The sequence below is a fragment of the Bradyrhizobium sp. CIAT3101 genome (assembly GCF_029714945.1).
Classification (GTDB): Bacteria; Pseudomonadota; Alphaproteobacteria; order Rhizobiales; family Xanthobacteraceae; genus Bradyrhizobium.
On sequence record NZ_CP121634.1, the window covers coordinates 2325726 to 2343349 of the forward strand.

The following is a 17624-nucleotide window of genomic DNA, read 5'->3' on the forward strand; positions in this document are numbered from 1 at the left end:
GGAGTAGATTGATGAAGATCCTTCGCTGCTTTGCGCTGTCGGCGGCGCTCGCATTGCTCCCGGGCATGGCCTTCTCGCAGGGCAAGGCCGCTCCAAAGGACGCGAAGGTCTATTTCATAACCCCGTATGACGGGCAAAGGGTGCGCGGCGCATTCCTGGTCCGGTTCGGCTTGCGCAACATGGGTGTGACGCATGCCGGCGACGATTATCAGAACGCCGGCCACCATCATTTGCTGATCGACGTCAACGACCCCATCGATCCCAAGGAGCCGATCCCGCAGGACAAGTCGCATCTGCATTTCGGGGCGGGGCAGACAGAAACGACTCTCGAGCTTCCGCCCGGGACCCACACCCTGCAGCTGGTGCTGGGCGATGCGAAGCACTATCCGTTCGACCCGCCCGTCGTCTCGGACAAGATCAGCGTGCGCGTGAGGCAGCCGCGCGGCAAATAATCACCGCTAGCCGGGCTCATGCCCGGGACGAGCCAGTGAGGTCGAGCTTTCGGCGGCAAAGATTTGCCATTCGCCGGGAACGCCCTTCAGGGGCGTGACACCACGGCTGCCAAAGCGAAGGCCCGACCCGGCGACGAGATCCTTCACGGTGCTCGACACCAATACTTCTCCGGCGCCGGCCAGCGCGGCGACCCGCGCCCCGATGTGGACGGCGATCCCGCCGACATCATCGCCGATGACCTCACATTCGCCCGTGTGCAGGCCGGCGCGGATATCGATGCCCAGCGACCTGACTTCATCAGCGATCGCTCGGGCGCAACGGACTCCGCGCGCCGGCCCGTCAAATGTCGCGAGAAACCCGTCGCCGGTGGTCTTGACCTCCTGGCCCCGGAAGCGGGCGAGGATGCCGCGGACCATGGCGTGATGGTCGTCGAGCAGGGCGCGCCAGCGACGATCGCCGAGGCTCGCGGCCTTTTCAGTCGAACCCACGATATCGGTGAACAGCACCGTCGCCAGCACGCGATCGGCCACTGCGGAGCCACGTGCGCCCGTCAGGAATTCCTCGATCGCATCGGAAATGTCGTCGGCGTTCTCGCCGACATAGAAGAGGTGGTCGCTCCCGGGAAACTCCGCCAGACGCGCTCCGGGAATTTTCGCCGCGACGTCGCGTCCGCCCGCGACGTTGACGACCTGATCTTCGGTCCGGTGGATGACGAGGGTCGGCACACGAACCGCCGGCAATACGCCGCCGATCTCGATCTGGCTGTTCATACGCATCAAGGCTGTTACTGCGGCCGGGCTGGCACCCAATCGTTCATTGCGCCCCCACCAGCGCTGGAACGCCGCGTCGTTCGCTCGCGACGGCGCGAACCTCTGAATGCTTCCGCCGGTGCCCCAGGCTGTCTCGACGTAGCTGAAGAATGCCGCCAGCGCCTCGTCGGTCGCAAACCAATAGGAGAAGCGCGAAAAGCTGCCGTAGAGCACGAGCGCGCGGCAACGATGCGGATAGGTGGCCGCAAACAGAATGGAGAGTGGCGCGCCCTCCGAGATCCCGAGCAGGGCAGCCTGCTCGATGCCAGCCGCGTCCATCACCGCACGCAGATCGTCCATGCGCACGTCGAGACCCGGCAGTTCACTGACGCGATCGGATCCGCCGGTACCTCGCTTGTCGAAGGTGACGACGCGCGCGTAGCTCGCAAGGTGCGTCAGGAAGCGAGCGAAGTCGGGTTGGTCCCAGTAATTCTCGACGTTGGACACAAAGCCCGGCACCAGAACAAGGTTGATCGGACCGTCGCCGAACGCCTGGTAGGCAACGTGGACGTCTCCGCTCCTGGCGTACTGCGTAACCGGCTGCATATGTGGTCCCTGCCTGCAGGCCGACCATAGCAAACAAGAGCTGCAGACGGAAATCCGTCACCTTGGCCCAAAAGGCAAAGGCGCGCTCGGGGACGAACGCGCCTCGGAATCGCGACGCCGGTTTCTAACGCAGGCTGGCGTTGATCTTGTCCAGCACCGACGAGCCCGGGCACAGCATATCCGCTTCCAGCGTGTTGAGCGGCGTCTCGACCGTGTTGAGATGGCTGTGCAGATCTTCCGCGTCGGGATCGACGTAGAGCAGCCCGGTGACGATCTGGCCCTTGGCGGCGTGCCGCGCGAGGAATGTCTGAGCCCCCAGCCGGTCATGCGGATCGTAATCGGCGTCGATCTTGCGCAGCGCGATCTTGCTGCCGTCATGCTGCTCGACCACCTGCACCGTGCCCGGCGCATAGTCCACCGCGATGGGATCGCGGCCGACCAGCACGTCGAGCCGGTTCACCGCGTCATTGTGTTCGCGGACATAGTCGAAGCTCTTGGTGGAGCCGGCATGGTTGTTGAAAGCGATGCAGGGGCTGATGACGTCGATGAAGGACGCGCCCTTGTGGCCGATCGCGGCCGCGATCAGCGGCACCAGCTGGGTCTTGTCGCCGGAGAACGAGCGCGCCACGAAGGTCGCCCCGAGCTGCAGCGCGATTGCGACGAGGTCGATGGCGTTGTCGGTGTTGGTCACGCCCTTCTTCGACTTCGAGCCGCGGTCGGCGGTGGCCGAGAACTGGCCCTTGGTCAGGCCGTAGACGCCGTTGTTCTCGACGATATAGGTCATGTTGACGCCGCGCCGGATCGAATGCGCGAACTGGCCGAAGCCGATCGAGGCGCTGTCGCCGTCGCCGGAGACGCCGAGATAGATCAGGTCGCGATTGGCGAGGTTGGCGCCGGTCAAGACTGACGGCATGCGGCCGTGCACGGAGTTGAAGCCGTGCGAATTGCCGAGGAAGTAGTCCGGCGTCTTCGATGAGCAGCCGATGCCGGAGATCTTGGCGACCCGGTGCGGCTCGATCGAGAGCTCGTAGCAGGCCTCGATGATCGAGGCCGTGATCGAATCGTGGCCGCAACCGGCGCACAGCGTCGAGATCTTGCCCTCGTAGTCGCGATGGGTGTAGCCGAGATCGTTCTTCTTGAGCCCGGGATGAGAGAATTTCGGCTTGGCAATATAGGTCATGACACGGCCTTGCGGAGCGGGGTCACCTTGAGGTGATCCTGGTGGTCGCCAATGGCTTTTGCGATATAGCGGGCGGTGATCGGGGTGCCGTCATAGTGCACGATCGGCACGAGGCGAACGGGATCGATGCCGTTCTCGTTGACGATGAGCTGGCGGAGCTGGCTGTCGCGGTTCTGCTCGACGACATAGACGAAGTCGTGCTCGGCGAGGAAGCTCGCCACGCTCGAGTGGAACGGGAAGGCGCGGATGCGCAGGCGGTCGAGCTGATGCCCGCGCGCTTCCAATAGTCCGATTGCCTCGTCCATCGCCGGCGAGGTCGAGCCGAAATAGATCACGCCATATTTGGTCGGCCGTTCCGCATTGGCTTGCAGCGGCCGCGGCACGAGGTCCTGCGCAGTCTCGAACTTGCGCACGAGCCGCTGCATGTTGTCGGCATAGACCGAACCTTCCTCGGAATAGCGCGCATAGCGGTCACGCGACGTGCCGCGGGTGAAGTACGAGCCCTTGGTCGGGTGCGTGCCGGGATAGGTGCGGTAGGGAATGCCGTCCCCGTCGACGTCGAGGTAGCGGCCGAAGTCGCGGCCTTCTTCCAGCATCTCCGCGGTCATCACCTTGCCGCGGTCATACTGCTTGGCATCGTCCCACTTCAGCGGCCGGCAGAGCCGGTGGTTCATGCCGATGTCGAGATCGAGCATCAGGAAGATCGTGGTCTGGATCCGCTCGGCGAGATCGAAGGCGGCGGCCGCGAACTCGAAGGCCTCTGCAGGATCTTCCGGGAACAGCAGCACATGCTTGGTGTCGCCGTGCGAAGCATAGGCGCAGGCGATGATGTCGCATTGCTGGGTGCGGGTCGGCATGCCCGTGGAGGGGCCGGCTCGTTGGATGTTCATGATCACGGCCGGGATCTCGGCAAAATACGAGAGGCCGATGAACTCGGTCATCAAGGAGATGCCGGGGCCGGAGGTGGCGGTGAAGGCGCGGGCGCCGTTCCAGGACGCACCGATGACGATACCGATCGAGGCGAGCTCGTCCTCGCCCTGCACGATCGCGTATTTCGCCTTGCCCGTTTCCGGGTCGTGCCGGTACTTCTTGCAGTGGGCGGTGAAGGCCTCCGCCACCGACGAGGATGGCGTGATCGGATACCAGGCGCACACGGTGGCGCCGCCATAGACGGCGCCGAGGGCGGCGGCGCTGTTGCCCTCGATGAAGATGCGGTCGCCGACCTTGTCGGACTTCCTCACCCGCAGCCCGATCGGGCATTTCAAATTCTGCAGCGCCCAGTCGCGGCCCAGATGCAGCGCATGGACGTTGGAGGACAAGAGCTTCTCCTTGCCCTTGTACTGCTCGCCGATCAGTTGCTCGATCAGCTTCGGGTCCATCTCCAGCAGCGCCGAGAGCGCGCCGAGATAGATGATGTTCTTGAACAACTGGCGCTGGCGTGGATCGGTGTAGGTCGAGTTGGTGATCGCGGTCAGCGGCACGCCGATCACGGTGATGTCGTCGCGGAATTTCGTCGACGGCATCGGTTTGGTGGAATCGTAGAACAGGTAGCCGCCGGGTTCGATGCCGGCGACGTCCTTGTCCCAGGTCTGCGGGTTCATCGCCACCATCATGTCGACGCCGCCGCGGGCGCCGAGATGGCCGGCTTCGGTGACACGCACCTCGTACCAGGTCGGCAGGCCCTGGATGTTGGAGGGGAAGATGTTGCGCGGGGACACCGGCACGCCATGGCGCAGGATCGCGCGCGCGAACATCTCGTTGGCGCTGGCCGAGCCCGAGCCGTTGACGTTGGCGAAACGGACGACGAAGTCGTTTACGCTGCTGATCGGCTTTTTGTCGGACATGTCGAACCTGCGTGAGTCATCTCGATGAAATATTTCTGCATGTCCCAGGCACCGGTGGGACAACGCTCGGCGCACAGCCCGCAATGCAGGCAGACGTCCTCGTCCTTGACCATCACGCGCCCGGTCTTGAGGTCGGAGGACACGTAGAGGTCCTGATCCGGACGCGGCGAGGGCGCCTTCAGCCGATCGCGCAGATCGTCCTCCTCGCCATTATTGGTGAAGGTGATGCAGTCCATCGGGCAGATATCGGCGCAGGCATCGCACTCGATGCAGAGCGAGGTCGAGAACACGGTCTGGACGTCGCAGTTCAGGCAGCGATGCGCCTCGCCGAGCGCGAGCTTGACGTCGTAGCCGAGCTCGACCTCGGTGCGGATGTCCTTCAGCGCGATCACCTTGTCGCGATGCGGCACCTTGAAGCGCTTGTCGATCGAGATGTCGTTGTCATAGCTCCATTCGTGGATGCCCATCTTCTGCGAGGAGACGTGCACCTCCGGCAGCGGCCGTTCGGTAATGTCCTCGCCCGACAGCAGCTTGTGGATCGACAGCGCAGCGTCGTGCCCCTGCGCCACCGCCCAGATGATGTTCTTAGGGCCGAACGCAGCATCGCCGCCGAAGAACACCTTCGGATTGGTCGAGACGAAGGTCTGCGGATCGACCTTGGGCATGTGCCATTTGTCGAACTCGATGCCGCAATCCGGCTCGATCCAGGGGAAAGCGTTCTCCTGGCCGACCGCGACCAGCACGTCGTCGCAGGGAATGGTCTGATCGGGATCGCCCGAAGGCACCAGATTGCGGCGGCCTTTTGCGTCGAACTCGGCTTTGACGTGCTGGAAGGTGACGCCGATGAGTTTGCCGGCGACATGCTTGAATTCCACCGGCACCATATAGTTGAGGATCGGAATATCCTCGTGGATCGCGTCCTCCTTCTCCCAGGGCGAGGCTTTCATCTCCTCGAAGCCGGAACGCACGATCACCGTGACTTTCTCGCCGCCGAGGCGGCGCGCGGTGCGGCAGCAATCCATCGCGGTGTTGCCGCCGCCGAGCACGATCACGCGCTTGCCGATCTTGTCGGTGTGGCCGAACGACACGGACGACAGCCAGTCGATGCCGATATGGATATTGCTCGCAGCTTCTTTTCGGCCGGGAATGTCGAGCTCGCGGCCGCGCGGCGCGCCGGAGCCGACGAAGATTGCGTCGTACTTCTCGGCGAGCAGGGCCTTCATGCTCTCGATGCGGTGGCCGCCTTTGAACTCGACGCCGAGGTTGAGGATGTAGCCCGTCTCCTCGTCGATGACCGAATTGGGCAGGCGGAATTTCGGGATCTGCGTCCGCATCATGCCGCCGGCTTCGGGATCACCGTCGAATACGGTGCAGTGATAGCCGAGCGGCGCGAGATCGCGCGCCACCGTCAGCGACGCGGGACCGCCGCCGACGAACGCGACGCGCTTGCCGTTCTTTGCGGTCGGGTGCGGCAGGCGCTGCTTGATGTCGTCCTTGAAGTCGGCGGCGACGCGCTTGAGGCGGCAGATCGCCACCGGCGTTTCCTCGACGCGTCCGCGGCGGCACGCCGGCTCGCATGGGCGATCGCAGGTGCGTCCCAGGATTCCGGGAAACACGTTCGATTTCCAATTGATCATGTAGGCGTCGCTGTAGCGGCCTTGTGCGATCAATCGGATGTATTCGGGAACCGGGGTGTGCGCAGGACAGGCCCACTGGCAATCGACTACCTTGTGAAAGTAGTCGGGGGCCGCGATATCGGTCGGTTTCATTCCTACCCTCGTCCGCGCAGGCTCAAAGACCCGGCGGCCTTTTCTTTGAGCTTGTCGACGCTTAACGCGCGGCGATCTGGTTTCTGAATGACGTCATTGGGTTAGCTTATTAGAACCATTCCCAAGTACAACGGCAAATTTTCGCGATCACCGCCTTTCATGGGAGCTGCGCGCACACAGCATTAACACCGCGCGGGCGACCAATGCGGCGGTGCAATATATTGCGATGCGGATGACGCTTTAGCTGCTCGCGATATCGCTCTTCGCGAGGTCCCACATCAGGCTGTAGGTGCCGACGGAGACGGGCAGCGGGAAGGGCGCGGCGGCCGGTCCGGTGAAGCGCTCGGCGATGACCGCCGAGACCGCGCCAACACGCGTGCCGTCGATCAGCACGAACCAGTCGCGTGCGCCTTCGTTGCGCACCGCTGGGATATCGCCGGTCGCGCCCGACAATTCCGGCTCGGTCTCGAGCAGGTGCATCGAGATGATGCCTTCGCGGTCTTGCGGCACCAGCTTTTCTTGCAGTGCATCACGCCACGCCCCGGCATTGTCGACGGTGGGGCGCAGCCGCACCAGACCGAGCGCAGCGCCGCGGCCGGTGCCCTTGCTGATGGTGATGCGTGCGACCACGCGCAGCATGTTCTTGAAATGCGCCATGGTTCGCCGCGACCATTCGGTCTGGTTGGCCAGGCGCGTCCGGTAGGCGGGACTGTCGAGCACGTCGAGCGTCGCGGTCGAATACAGCGAGAGATATTTGGGATTGGCGGCGTGCGCGACGTAGCGCCGCGCTTCCAGAAAGCCCTCGATCGCAACGCGCTCTTCCAGATGCTCGCGATCGTACCAGCGATTGAAATCGGCTTCGTCTGCGGCGTCGATGTTCATCGACGTCAGCAGCATGCCTGTCCCGGCGAGCGGCATTTTCTTGTTGTCCTTCCCATGCGAACCCAGACCCTTATGGTGAGGAGCCACGAAGTGGCGTCTCGAACCATGAAGGCCCCGCTGTAGCATCGCGGCCTTTCATCCTTCGAGACGCGCTCCATCGGAGCGCTCCTCAGGATGAGGGTCTAGATCTCTAGCGTGGCATCTTAGACGCGAGGTCGGCGATCGACTTCATGACCGCGTCCCGCACGCCGGCATCATAGAGCGAATGTCCGGCTTCTTCCACGATCCTGACCTCGGAACCCGGCCAAACTTTCGAGAGCGCCTGAGATGTCTCAGGAGGGCACAACAGGTCGTAGCGTCCTTGCACGATGATGCCGGGAATGCCGGCGAGCCGGGGAGCGTTTCGCAACAACTGGTCTTCGCTCATGAAGGAATTGTTGACGAAATAATGCGCCTCCATGAACGGCGTCGCCGGCAGCGTGCGCCAGACGTTGAGCGAGCCAAGGTCGATGCGTGTCTTGGCCGGCTTGTGCTCCGACAGGGCGCGTTCGGTGTCGTGCCAGGCACGCGAGGCAGGTCCGTGCACGGCCGGATCGGCATCGAGGATGCGGCGATAATAGGCTTGCACCGGCTGCGCGCGTTCCTCCGGCGGCAGAACACTCAGAAAATCCTCGTGCAGCGTTGGATAGAACTGCGCCAGCCGCGAGGTGAAGGCGGTCTCGACCTCTGCCTGCGTGCCCAGGAAGGTCGCGCGCAGCGCAATGCCGGAGACGCGCTCGGGATGAGCCTGCGCGTAGGCCAGCGCCAGCGTGGCACCCCAGGAGCCGCCGACCACCATCCAGCGTGCGATGCCGAACCTTTCGCGGATCTTCTCCATGTCCGCGATCAGATGCGCCGTCGTGTTGTGCTCGCGCGAGCCCTTCGGACGGCTGCGGCCGCAACCGCGCTGGTCGAACAGCACGGCATGCATGCGCTCGGGATCGAAGAGCCGGCGATGATCCGGCTGGCAGCCGCTGCCCGGCCCGCCATGGAGGTAGATCGCAGGGATGCCGTCGGCGCGGCCGACGCTCTCGACATGGAGCTCGTGGCCGTCGCCGACATCCACCATCTCGGAGGTCAGCGGCGCAAAGGGATCGGCACGTCTGGCCGATGCGGCCGCGTCGGCGTCAGGCGTCATTCCCGGATTCCAGAGTGCCGCCGGCAAAATTGCGATAGAGGAAGCGATTGGTTTCGCCCTCCGCCTCGCGCTCGGCCTGCTTGAAGATGGTCTCGTGCAGCGGCGACAGCGCGCAAGCCGGGTCGGTGTTGGCGGCATCGCCCGTCAGCGCAAAGGCCTGGCAGCGGCAGCCGCCGAAATCGATCTCGCGGAATTCGCAGGTCTTGCACGGCTCCTTCATCCAGCCGGTGCCGCGATAGCGGTTGAAGGCGTCGGAGTTCTGCCAGATCCAGGCGATCGAATGATTGGAGCGCACCGACTCGAAGTCGAGCCCGGTGATGCTCTCGGCGGCGTGGCAGGGCAGCACCTTGCCGGCGGGCGAGATGTTGAAGAACTGCCGGCCCCAGCCGCCCATGCACTTCTTCGGCCGCAGCGCGTAGTAATCCGGCACGACATAGTCGATCGCGAGCGTGCCTTTCAGCCGTTCGCGCGCCTCCTCGACGATGCGCGTGCATTCGTCGAGCTGCGCCACCGTCGGCATCAGCGCGGCGCGGTTCTTCAGCGCCCAGCCGTAATACTGGACGTTGGCGACCTCGAGCCGGTCGGCGTCGAGATCGATGGACATCTGGATGATGTCGGGAAGCTGATGCAAATTCTGCCGGTGCATCACCGCATTCACGGTGAGCGGCAAATCGAGCTCGCGGGTCCATTTTGCCACTTCGAGCTTCTTGCGGTGGCCGCCCTTGTAGCCGGCGACGCGGTCGGCGAGCCCCTCTTCGATGCCCTGGAAGGAGATCTGCACGTGGCAGAGCCCGGCATCGGCAAGCTCGCCGAGCCGCTCGCGCGTCAGCAGCACGGCCGAGGTGATGAGGTTGGTGTAGAGCCCGACGTCGCTGGCATGCTTGACCAGCTCGACCAGATCCTTCCGCGCGGTCGGCTCGCCGCCGGAGAAATGCACCTGGAGCACGCCGATCTCGGCGAGCTCGCTCAGCACCTTCTTCCATTCGTCGGTGGTCAGCTCCTTGCCCGAGCGATCGAGTTCGACCGGGTTGGAGCAATAGGGGCACTGCAGCGGGCAGCGATGGGTGATCTCGAGCAGCACGGCGAGCGGAATACCAAACGTCTCCGCCGTCGAACGGCTCTTCTCCAGCACCGCGAGGCTGTCGCTGGCGTCGGGCGGGATGGTCGGGAGCACATCGCTCATGGCGTCTTCTCCCGGGCTTCAGTGAGAAAGCCCTTGTCGGCGAGATCCTGCAGCATGACGATGACGTCGGCCAGGATCGCGTCGCGCGGCGCTGCGTATTTCGCCGCCAGCTGGTCGGACACGTCACCGACGCTGCGCTTGCCGTCGCAGAGCTGCAAGACCTCGACCGCGATCTCATCCGGCGCCAGCACGCGTTCCGGCGCCAGGATCACCCAGACTTTTCGCGTCTCGTCATATTTCAGCTTGGCATGCCGCGGCAGCACGGGGCGGCTTGCCTCGCTGACGCTGATGTTCCGCGGCCCGGCCATTGCTTTTGTTCCTCAACCTGCTTTGGGCACGAACGCGCCCGGCGGAATGTTGCCTTCGACATAGGCGTGCTGGAGCGCATCGAGCTGCACCCACAGCACGTTGGTCTTGAAGATCAGCGCATTGCAGACCTGCGCGCGCTGCTCCGGCGTCGTGGCGTGCGCCTTGACGTAATCGAGCGCAAAGCCGGCATCGCGCGGCGCCTGCGCCAGGCGGCGCTTGAAATAGCTCATGATGTCCGGATTGACGAAGTCGTAGTGCTCCAGCATCCCGGAGATGCGCTCCTCATGCAGGTTCGGGGCGAACAGCTCGGTGAGCGAGGAGGCGATCGCCTCCAGTGGCGACTTCTCGCGGCAGTAGTGGACGTAAGCCTCCACCGCGAAGCGCGTCGCCGGCAGGATGCCTTCGGTCGATTCCACGTAAGCCGGGTCGAGGCCGAGGCCGGTGGTCAGCTTGAGCCAACGCTCGATGCCGCCCTCGGAGCCGACGTCGCCGTCATGATCCTCGATACGATGTCGCCATTCCAGCCGCGTGGCACGGTCGCGGAAGCGCGAGATCACCACCGCGTCCTTGATCGGAATCGTGCTCTGGTAATAGTAGCGGTTCAGCGCCCAGGCCTGCACCTGCCCCTTGTTGAGCTTGCCGCCGTGCAGGAGCTTATGGAACGGATGCAGGCTGTGATAGCGCGTCGCGCCGATGTGGCGCAGCGTCGCTTCAAGCTCCTCGGCCGAGTTGAGCTTGATGTCCTTGCCGACCGACAGCGCAGTCATCCCAGTCATGGACGCGGCATTCACAGCACGATCTCCGTTCCGTCGGCGGGTATCTGCCAGCCCGCGGCCTCAGCCGTCTTGCGTTCAGGCGAGGCCGGCAGCAGCGCCGGGTTCGAGTTGTTGATATGCAGAAACATCTTCCTGTCGATATTGAGATCGGCCAGCCGCGCGATCGCGCCATCGTGACCGGACATCGCGACATGGCCCATGCTCTTGCCGGTCTTGTGGCCGAGCCCGGCCCTGATCATCTCGTCATCCTGCCAGACCGTGCCGTCGAAGAACACCAGCGCGGCACCGTCGATCTCGGCCTTGAGCGCATCGGTGATTTCGGCGCAGGCGGCAATGAAGTAGAAGCACTTGCCGGTCGACTTGTCGGTGACCTTCAGCCCCAGCGTATCGCCATCGCCGCTTTCGCCGCCGGGATGCGCCTTGCCTTCGAGATACCAGGCCGATTTGCCGGGTACGGCGAACGGCAGCACCTCGAGCCCTGAGCGCGCGCCGTCGGGCAATCGCGGCTCGAAGGGCTCGCTGATGCCGATCGGCTGGCGCTTGACGTTCTTCTCGTTCAGCACGTTGAAGATGCTGTTGCTGGCCAGGATCGCCAGCACCTTCTCATGCGCATAGACCGTGAAGGGCGAGCCCTCGCGCATCGAGAGCAGGCCCGCGACCGCATCGACTTCGCTGTTGGTCAGGATCACGCCTGCGACAGGCGTATGGCGCAGGCTGCCTGCCTTGGGATGCAGCTGCGGCGTGGCATTCAATTGCTGGCGAAGATCGGGGGAGGCGTTGATCAGGAACCAGTGCTCGCCGTCGCCGCTGAAGGCAACCGAGGCCTGGGTTCGATAAAGCTCATGTCCGCCAGCACGGGCCGCCCGGCAGCCCTCACACCCGCAATTCCATTGCGGGACTCCGCCGCCAGCCCCGGCGCCCAGGACGACGACGCGAAGCATGATCCGTCTCCTGGAAGCAACGTCGCCAGGTGGATCCTAGGCCAACACAGTTTCCATCATCCGGAAACCGATCGTGACCGGCAGACCCACCTGCGCAAAACGCGTACTCACCAACCGCTTACTTGCGGGTGGCGCTCACATACATGTTGATTTCCATGCCGCAGGGCACTTCGACGATCTTGGGGGCTTTCCAGGCCATTTTGGCTCTCCATTTTCGCGATTTCGGACGTTTACGCCCGGGGGTAAGTTACTGCGGGCGCAAAAGTTCGCCAGTGAAATTTTCCCGAGAAAGCCATGTTGCGCCGCGAAAATTCGTGGTGGAACATCACTTCTCGTGACGCTGCCTTGCGCCCGGCGCATTCGGTCGCGAACCCTGTCCTGATAAAGCAGTTGTGAGTGCGGTGCAGCTTTCAATCCGATACAGGCGCCTCTAGCTGGATCCCGTGATGCCCAAATACTTCTTCAACACCCGTATCGGCGATGAATTGATCGTGGACCCCGACGGCGAGGATCTGCGCAATCCCGATCGCGCCTGGGAGGTCGCCCGCCAGATGATCCTGGAGGTGGTGAAATCCGAAGGCGCCCAGCCGGCGCTGATGGAGGCGGTGATCGAGGTCACCGACGTCGAAGGCGAGATCGTGCTGGAATTCCCGTTTACCGAGGCGCTGCTGGACATGCCGGACCAGTCGGCGACGCGGCACTAGACCCGCCACGAGTGTGGTGCCCACCTCTCCCCAGCGGGGAGAGGTCGGGTTGCGCAGCAATCCGGGTGAGGGGCCGCAGCGTACAGTGAAACCGCAACCCCTCACCCGGATCGCATCTTCGATGCGCTCCGACCTCTCCCTACGGGAGAGGTGAACCACCTTCGCCCCTGCGAAATCCGCATGGCTTTGCTGCGTTCCCGGCGCTAAAAGACGCCGGTCACACGGAGCACGTCATGCAAGATCTCTGGCGCCTGTCGGCCGCCGACCTCGCCACCCTCGTCAAATCCAGGAAGGTGTCCGCCCGGGAGGCGGCCAAGGCCGGCCTCGACCGCCTGGACGCCGTCAATCCAAAGCTGAACGCCGTGATCGACCACCGGCCCGATGACGTGCTCAAGCAGGCCGACGCCGTCGATGCCGCCATCGCGCGGGGCGAGGACCCCGGCGTGCTCGCCGGCGTGCCCGTCACCATCAAGGCCAATGTCGACCAGGAGGGCTTCGCCACCACCAACGGCCTGAAGCTCCAGCGCGACCTCATCGCGCGCGAGGACAACCCGGTGGTCGCCAACTTCCGCAAATCCGGCGCGGTTCTCCTTGGGCGCACCAATTGCCCGGCCTTTTCCTATCGCTGGTTCACCACCAATCTCGTCCACGGCGACACCAAGAATCCCCGCGATGCCGCGCTGACCCCGGGCGGCTCGTCCGGCGGCGCCGGCTCGGCGGTCGCGGCCGGCATCGGCCACATCGCCCATGGCACCGACATCGCCGGCTCGATCCGCTATCCCGCCTATGCCTGCGGCGTGCATGGCCTGCGCCCGACGCTCGGCCGCATCCCCGCTTTCAATCCGGCGCTGCCGGAACGTCCGATCGGCCCGCAGATCATGGCCGTGTCGGGCCCGCTGGCCCGCACGGTGAATGATTTGCGCATCTCGCTTGCCGCGATGTCGGCGCGCGACGCGCGCGATCCCTGGTATGTGCCGGTGCCGCTGGAAGGCGAGGTGCGCGAGAAGCGCGCTGCGATCTGTCTCAACCCGGATGGCCTCGCCACCACGCCCGAGGTGAAGGCGGCCGTGACCGACGCCGGCAAGCGCCTCGAGCGCGCCGGCTGGACCGTCGAGGTGATTGAAAACACCCCGCCGATGCGCGAAGCGGTCGAGTGGCAGCGAAAACTCTGGCTCGGCGATGCCTATGAGGCGCAGCTCGAAATGGCGGAGCGCGAGGGCGATCCCGGCGCACTGGCGTGCCTGCGCGGCAACCGCGCCAAGGTTACGCCGATGGACCAGGCCAACTACGCGCAGGCGCTGACCCGCCGCGCCACGCTGACCCGCGACTGGATGCTGTTCTTCGAAAAATACGCCGTGGTGCTGACGCCGGTCTCCGGCGAGCTGCCGTTCCCAGATCATCTCGACCGCAAGGATGCGGCCTCCTTCGAGCGCGTCTGGGAGGCGCAGCTGCCGCAGATCGCGACGCCGTTCATGGGCCTGCCGGGCCTCGTGGTCTCGACCGGTCTCGTCGGCAAGACGCCGGTCGGCGTGCACATTGTCTCCGGCCGCTATCGCGAGGATCTGTGTCTGCTCGCCGGCGAAGCGATCGAGGCGGGCGGTGTGCCGGCCTCGCCGATCGACCCCGTGGGTTAGCGATGTCCGCGATCTACGACTTCAAGGCCAATTCGCTTGCCGGCGACGAAGTCGCCCTGCGCCAGTTCGAGGGGCAGGTGCTCCTGATCGTCAACACCGCGAGCAAATGCGGCTTCACGCCGCAATATCGCGGGCTGGAGGATCTGCATCGCGATCTCTCGCCGCGCGGCTTCTCGGTGCTCGGCTTTCCCTGCAACCAGTTCGGCGCGCAGGAGCCGGGGCAGGCCGCCGAGATCCAGACGTTCTGCTCGACCAATTACGACGTCACCTTTCCGCTGTTCGAGAAGATCGACGTCAACGGCGCCCACGCGCATCCCCTGTATGAGTACCTGAAACGCCAGCAATCCGGCCTGTTGGGCGCCTCCATCAAATGGAATTTCACCAAATTCCTGGTGGACCGTGCCGGCCACGTGATCGCGCGCTATGCGCCGACCGCGCGGCCGGAAGGATTGCGGCAGAAGATCGAGACCCTGTTATGAGCGAGACAATCATGAGCGACGAATTTCCGGACCGCCTGTCGGTCGACCCCAACAGCCCCTATTACAACGCCGACATCCTGTCGCGCGACGTCGGCATCCGCTTCAAGGGCATCGAGAAGACCAATGTCGAGGAGTACTGCATCAGCGAAGGCTGGGTCCGCGTCACCGCAGGAAATGCCAAGGACCGCTACGGCAACCCGCTGACCATCAAGGTGCATGGTCCGGTCGAGCCGTATTTCCGGGACAAGAAGTAAGCGTAGCGTCAAATGCATCACCGTCACCCTGAGGTGCTCGCCTCTTCGGCGAGCCTCGAAGGGCGACGGCCCGGCTGCAGCTCGGCCGTTCATCCTTCGAGGCTCCCGGCGCGATGCTAGTGCATCGCGCCACTCGCACCTCAGGATGACGGGCAGGCAGTCACGAAGTCTCTCTTGACCACCGAGGCCACCCATGTCCGTCCGCATCGTCGACGTCCGCGAAATCACCAAGCCGATCTCGTCCCCGATCCGCAACGCCTATATCGACTTCACCAAGATGACGACGAGCCTCGTTGCCGTCGTCACCGACGTGGTGCGCGACGGCAAGCGTGTGGTCGGCTACGGCTTCAATTCCAACGGCCGCTACGGGCAGGGCGGCCTGATCCGCGAGCGTTTTGCCGCGCGCATCACCGAGGCGGATCCGAAGTCGCTGCTCAACGCTGCCGGAGACAATCTCGACCCCGACAAGGTCTGGGCCGCGATGATGACCAATGAGAAGCCGGGTGGTCACGGCGAACGCTCGGTCGCGGTCGGCACCATCGACATGGCGGTGTGGGATGCTGTTGCGAAGATCGCGGGCAAGCCGCTGTTTCGCCTGCTCGCCGAACGTCACGGCCTGACAGCCAATCCGCGCGTGTTCGTCTACGCCGCCGGCGGCTATTACTATCCCGGCAAGGACCTCTCGATGCTGCGGGCTGAGATGCGCGGCTATCTCGATCGCGGCTACAACGTCGTGAAGATGAAGATCGGCGGCGCCGACATCGACGAAGACCGCACCCGCATCGAGGCGGTGCTGAAAGAGATCGGCAAGGACGCGCAGCTCGCCGTCGACGCCAACGGCCGCTTCAACCTCGAGACCGGCATCGCCTACGCCAAGATGCTGCGCGATTATCCCTTGTTCTGGTACGAGGAGGTCGGCGATCCCCTCGACTACGCGCTGCAGGCAGCGCTTGCCGAGTTCTATCCCGGCCCGATGGCCACCGGCGAGAATCTCTTCAGCCACCAGGACGCCCGCAACCTCATCCGCTACGGCGGCATGCGCCCCGACCGCGACTGGCTGCAATTCGACTGCGCGCTGTCCTACGGCCTGTGCGAATACCAGCGCACGCTGGAAGTGTTGAAGACTTACGGCTGGTCCCCGAGCCGCTGCATCCCGCACGGCGGCCACCAGATGTCGCTCAACATTGCAGCCGGCCTCGGCCTCGGCGGCAACGAAAGCTACCCCGACCTGTTCCAGCCCTATGGCGGCTTCCCCGACGGCGTCCGCGTCGAGAACGGCCACATCACCATGCCCGATCTCCCCGGCATCGGCTTCGAAGGCAAGTCCGATCTCTACAAGGAGATGAAGGCGTTGGCGGAGTAGCGTTGGCGACGACGGTCGTACCACGCACTCAGTGTCGTCCCCGCGAACGCCGGGACCCATAACCCCAGGGAGTGGTTATGGAGCGCGCTGATCACCCCGAATCTTCGCCAGATCCAATCCCGTGGTTATGGGTCCCGGATCTGCGCTTCGCTTGTCCGGGACGACAGTTGAGTTCGCATCGTGGCATCCGCCACCACCATCGGCTGCCGAACGCCATACATCAACGATCGCCATAGCCATTCGAGCGGGCCGTAGCGGTAGTGGCGCAGCCACCAGGTGCTGAAGCGGACCTGTGCGGCGTAGACGATGAGGCCGATGGCAAGCGCCGGGGTGATGCCGAGCCGGCCGAACTGGCCGAGGCCATAGCCGTAGAAGATCCAGCCGAAGATGACGGATTGTGCGACGTAGTTGGTGAAGGCCATCCGGCCGAGCGGTGCGGCCCAGCCGAGCAGCTTCTTGCCGCGCTCGAAACTTGCAGCGAAGAGGATGGCGGCGCCATAGCCCAGCGCCAGCAGGATGGTGCCGAGCGGCTCGATGCCGCGATAAAGCAGGCCCGCGCCGAGGCCGATCGCGGGGAGCGCGATGGCGAACAGGCCGCGCGGATTTTGCACGATGCGGCTACGCCAGGCGAGCGCGCCGACGAGAAACAGCCCGATCGTGCGCAGGAAGACGAAGGCGTGCAGGGAGGCGATGAGGGGAATTTCGCGCAGGCGAAACGCCAGCACGTCGAGGAGGCCGCCCGTCGCATAGATGCGGTTGGCGTCCATAACGTCCTGCCAGATCGCGGCCCGGCTCGGAAACAATCCGACGGGCGGAAAGGCCTGCATGGCCAGATACAGCGCGAGGGACAGCAGCGCGGCAAGCGTCAGCAGCCAGCGCGGACCGAACAGGAACGGCAACACGATGAACCCGGCCAGCGCATATTCGGTGAGAATGTCGCCGTTCCAGATCAGGCACAGATGAATGACGCCGAACACCAGCAGCACCGCGAGCCGGCGGACGAGCAGCACAATGCGGCGCTCACTGCTTGCGAGGCGGTCGAATTGAATGGCGAGCCCTGCGCCGAACAGTAGCGAAAACAGCGCGAATGCCTTGAGTTCGACGGCCTCCGTCAGGATCGTCTCGATGGCGCGATCGATTGGCGAGGCCAGCATCCTGGGGCCGAGAAACTGGTCGAAGATCGAAACGCGGAATTCCATCACCAGGTTGATGGCCATGACGCCGAACAGGGCGATGCCCCGCAGCACGTCGATGGCATCGATCCGCTCCGCGGGGGGCGTCGGCCTGGGGACCGCGGCGCTGTTGGACGTCATGGGAGAAT

18 protein-coding genes are annotated in these 17624 nt (G+C 64.4%); 6 read left to right on the forward strand and 12 right to left on the reverse strand.

The features are described 5' to 3' along the window. Positions 1-11: 11 nt before the first annotated feature. Entirely contained in the window at positions 12-452 is a 441-nt protein-coding gene (locus QA645_RS10850) for a DUF4399 domain-containing protein (protein ID WP_283050098.1), read from the forward strand. Between the two features lie 6 nt (positions 453-458). Here QA645_RS10850 and QA645_RS10855 read toward each other — a convergent pair whose 3' ends face one another. From QA645_RS10855 to pqqA, 11 genes are all read right to left on the reverse strand, one after another. Further along, entirely contained in the window at positions 459-1808 is a 1350-nt protein-coding gene (locus QA645_RS10855) for an adenylate/guanylate cyclase domain-containing protein (RefSeq protein WP_283050099.1), read from the reverse strand. Between the two features lie 124 nt (positions 1809-1932). Then, positions 1933-2988 carry a 2-oxoacid:ferredoxin oxidoreductase subunit beta gene (locus QA645_RS10860; RefSeq protein WP_283050100.1) on the reverse strand — a complete coding sequence of 352 codons (1056 nt, stop codon included), beginning with the start codon at positions 2986-2988 and terminating at the stop codon, positions 1933-1935. After that, a complete protein-coding gene (locus QA645_RS10865) occupies positions 2985-4832 on the reverse strand; it encodes a 2-oxoacid:acceptor oxidoreductase subunit alpha (protein ID WP_283050101.1) in 1848 nt (615 codons plus the stop codon). Before QA645_RS10865 ends, QA645_RS10860 begins: the two co-directional genes overlap by 4 nt. Beyond that, a complete protein-coding gene (locus QA645_RS10870) occupies positions 4802-6601 on the reverse strand; it encodes an FAD-dependent oxidoreductase (protein WP_254133535.1) in 1800 nt (599 codons plus the stop codon). Before QA645_RS10870 ends, QA645_RS10865 begins: the two co-directional genes overlap by 31 nt. A gap of 240 nt (positions 6602-6841) precedes the next feature. Further along, complete coding sequence (locus QA645_RS10875; RefSeq protein ID WP_283050103.1) at positions 6842-7519, reverse strand: DUF4286 family protein; 678 nt, start codon at positions 7517-7519, stop codon at positions 6842-6844. Positions 7520-7673: 154 nt separating this feature from the next. Continuing rightward, positions 7674-8660, reverse strand: a complete 987-nt coding sequence (gene pip, locus QA645_RS10880; RefSeq protein ID WP_283050105.1) for a prolyl aminopeptidase — start codon at positions 8658-8660, stop codon at positions 7674-7676. Further along, the gene (pqqE, locus tag QA645_RS10885; RefSeq protein WP_283050107.1) at positions 8650-9843 is read right to left on the reverse strand and encodes a pyrroloquinoline quinone biosynthesis protein PqqE; all 1194 of its coding nucleotides are present in this window, start codon (positions 9841-9843) and stop codon (positions 8650-8652) included. The genes pip and pqqE overlap by 11 nt, the downstream gene beginning before the upstream one ends. Next, a complete protein-coding gene (gene pqqD / locus QA645_RS10890) occupies positions 9840-10151 on the reverse strand; it encodes a pyrroloquinoline quinone biosynthesis peptide chaperone PqqD (RefSeq protein WP_283050109.1) in 312 nt (103 codons plus the stop codon). The genes pqqE and pqqD overlap by 4 nt, the downstream gene beginning before the upstream one ends. Before the next feature lie 12 nt (positions 10152-10163). Beyond that, the gene (gene pqqC, locus QA645_RS10895) at positions 10164-10943 is read right to left on the reverse strand and encodes a pyrroloquinoline-quinone synthase PqqC (protein WP_283050111.1); all 780 of its coding nucleotides are present in this window, start codon (positions 10941-10943) and stop codon (positions 10164-10166) included. Further along, positions 10940-11869, reverse strand: coding sequence for a pyrroloquinoline quinone biosynthesis protein PqqB (gene pqqB, locus QA645_RS10900; protein WP_283050113.1), 930 nt, complete (start codon positions 11867-11869; stop codon positions 10940-10942). Before pqqB ends, pqqC begins: the two co-directional genes overlap by 4 nt. Positions 11870-11987: 118 nt before the next feature. Then, a complete protein-coding gene (gene pqqA, locus QA645_RS10905) occupies positions 11988-12068 on the reverse strand; it encodes a pyrroloquinoline quinone precursor peptide PqqA (RefSeq protein WP_007595659.1) in 81 nt (26 codons plus the stop codon). Between the two features lie 247 nt (positions 12069-12315). On the opposite strand from pqqA, the gene QA645_RS10910 reads away from it, so the two are divergent. The 5 genes from QA645_RS10910 to tarD all read left to right on the forward strand — a co-directional run bounded on the left by QA645_RS10910 (position 12316) and on the right by tarD (position 16303). Continuing rightward, positions 12316-12573, forward strand: a complete 258-nt coding sequence (locus tag QA645_RS10910; protein WP_254133528.1) for a hypothetical protein — start codon at positions 12316-12318, stop codon at positions 12571-12573. A gap of 233 nt (positions 12574-12806) precedes the next feature. Beyond that, positions 12807-14207, forward strand: a complete 1401-nt coding sequence (locus tag QA645_RS10915; RefSeq protein WP_283050115.1) for an amidase family protein — start codon at positions 12807-12809, stop codon at positions 14205-14207. Positions 14208-14209: 2 nt separating this feature from the next. Then, positions 14210-14686, forward strand: a complete 477-nt coding sequence (locus QA645_RS10920) for a glutathione peroxidase (RefSeq protein WP_283050117.1) — start codon at positions 14210-14212, stop codon at positions 14684-14686. Then, on the forward strand, positions 14683-14940 hold the full coding sequence (locus QA645_RS10925) for a DUF3297 family protein (RefSeq protein WP_148754636.1): 258 nt from the start codon (positions 14683-14685) through the stop codon (positions 14938-14940). The genes QA645_RS10920 and QA645_RS10925 overlap by 4 nt, the downstream gene beginning before the upstream one ends. Before the next feature lie 193 nt (positions 14941-15133). Beyond that, positions 15134-16303, forward strand: coding sequence for a D(-)-tartrate dehydratase (tarD, locus tag QA645_RS10930; RefSeq protein ID WP_254195018.1), 1170 nt, complete (start codon positions 15134-15136; stop codon positions 16301-16303). 125 nt (positions 16304-16428) lie between these two features. Here the strand turns inward: tarD and QA645_RS10935 are convergent, their stop codons facing one another. Continuing rightward, on the reverse strand, positions 16429-17616 hold the full coding sequence (locus QA645_RS10935) for a DUF418 domain-containing protein (RefSeq protein WP_283050120.1): 1188 nt from the start codon (positions 17614-17616) through the stop codon (positions 16429-16431). Between the last annotated feature and the right edge of the window lie 8 nt (positions 17617-17624).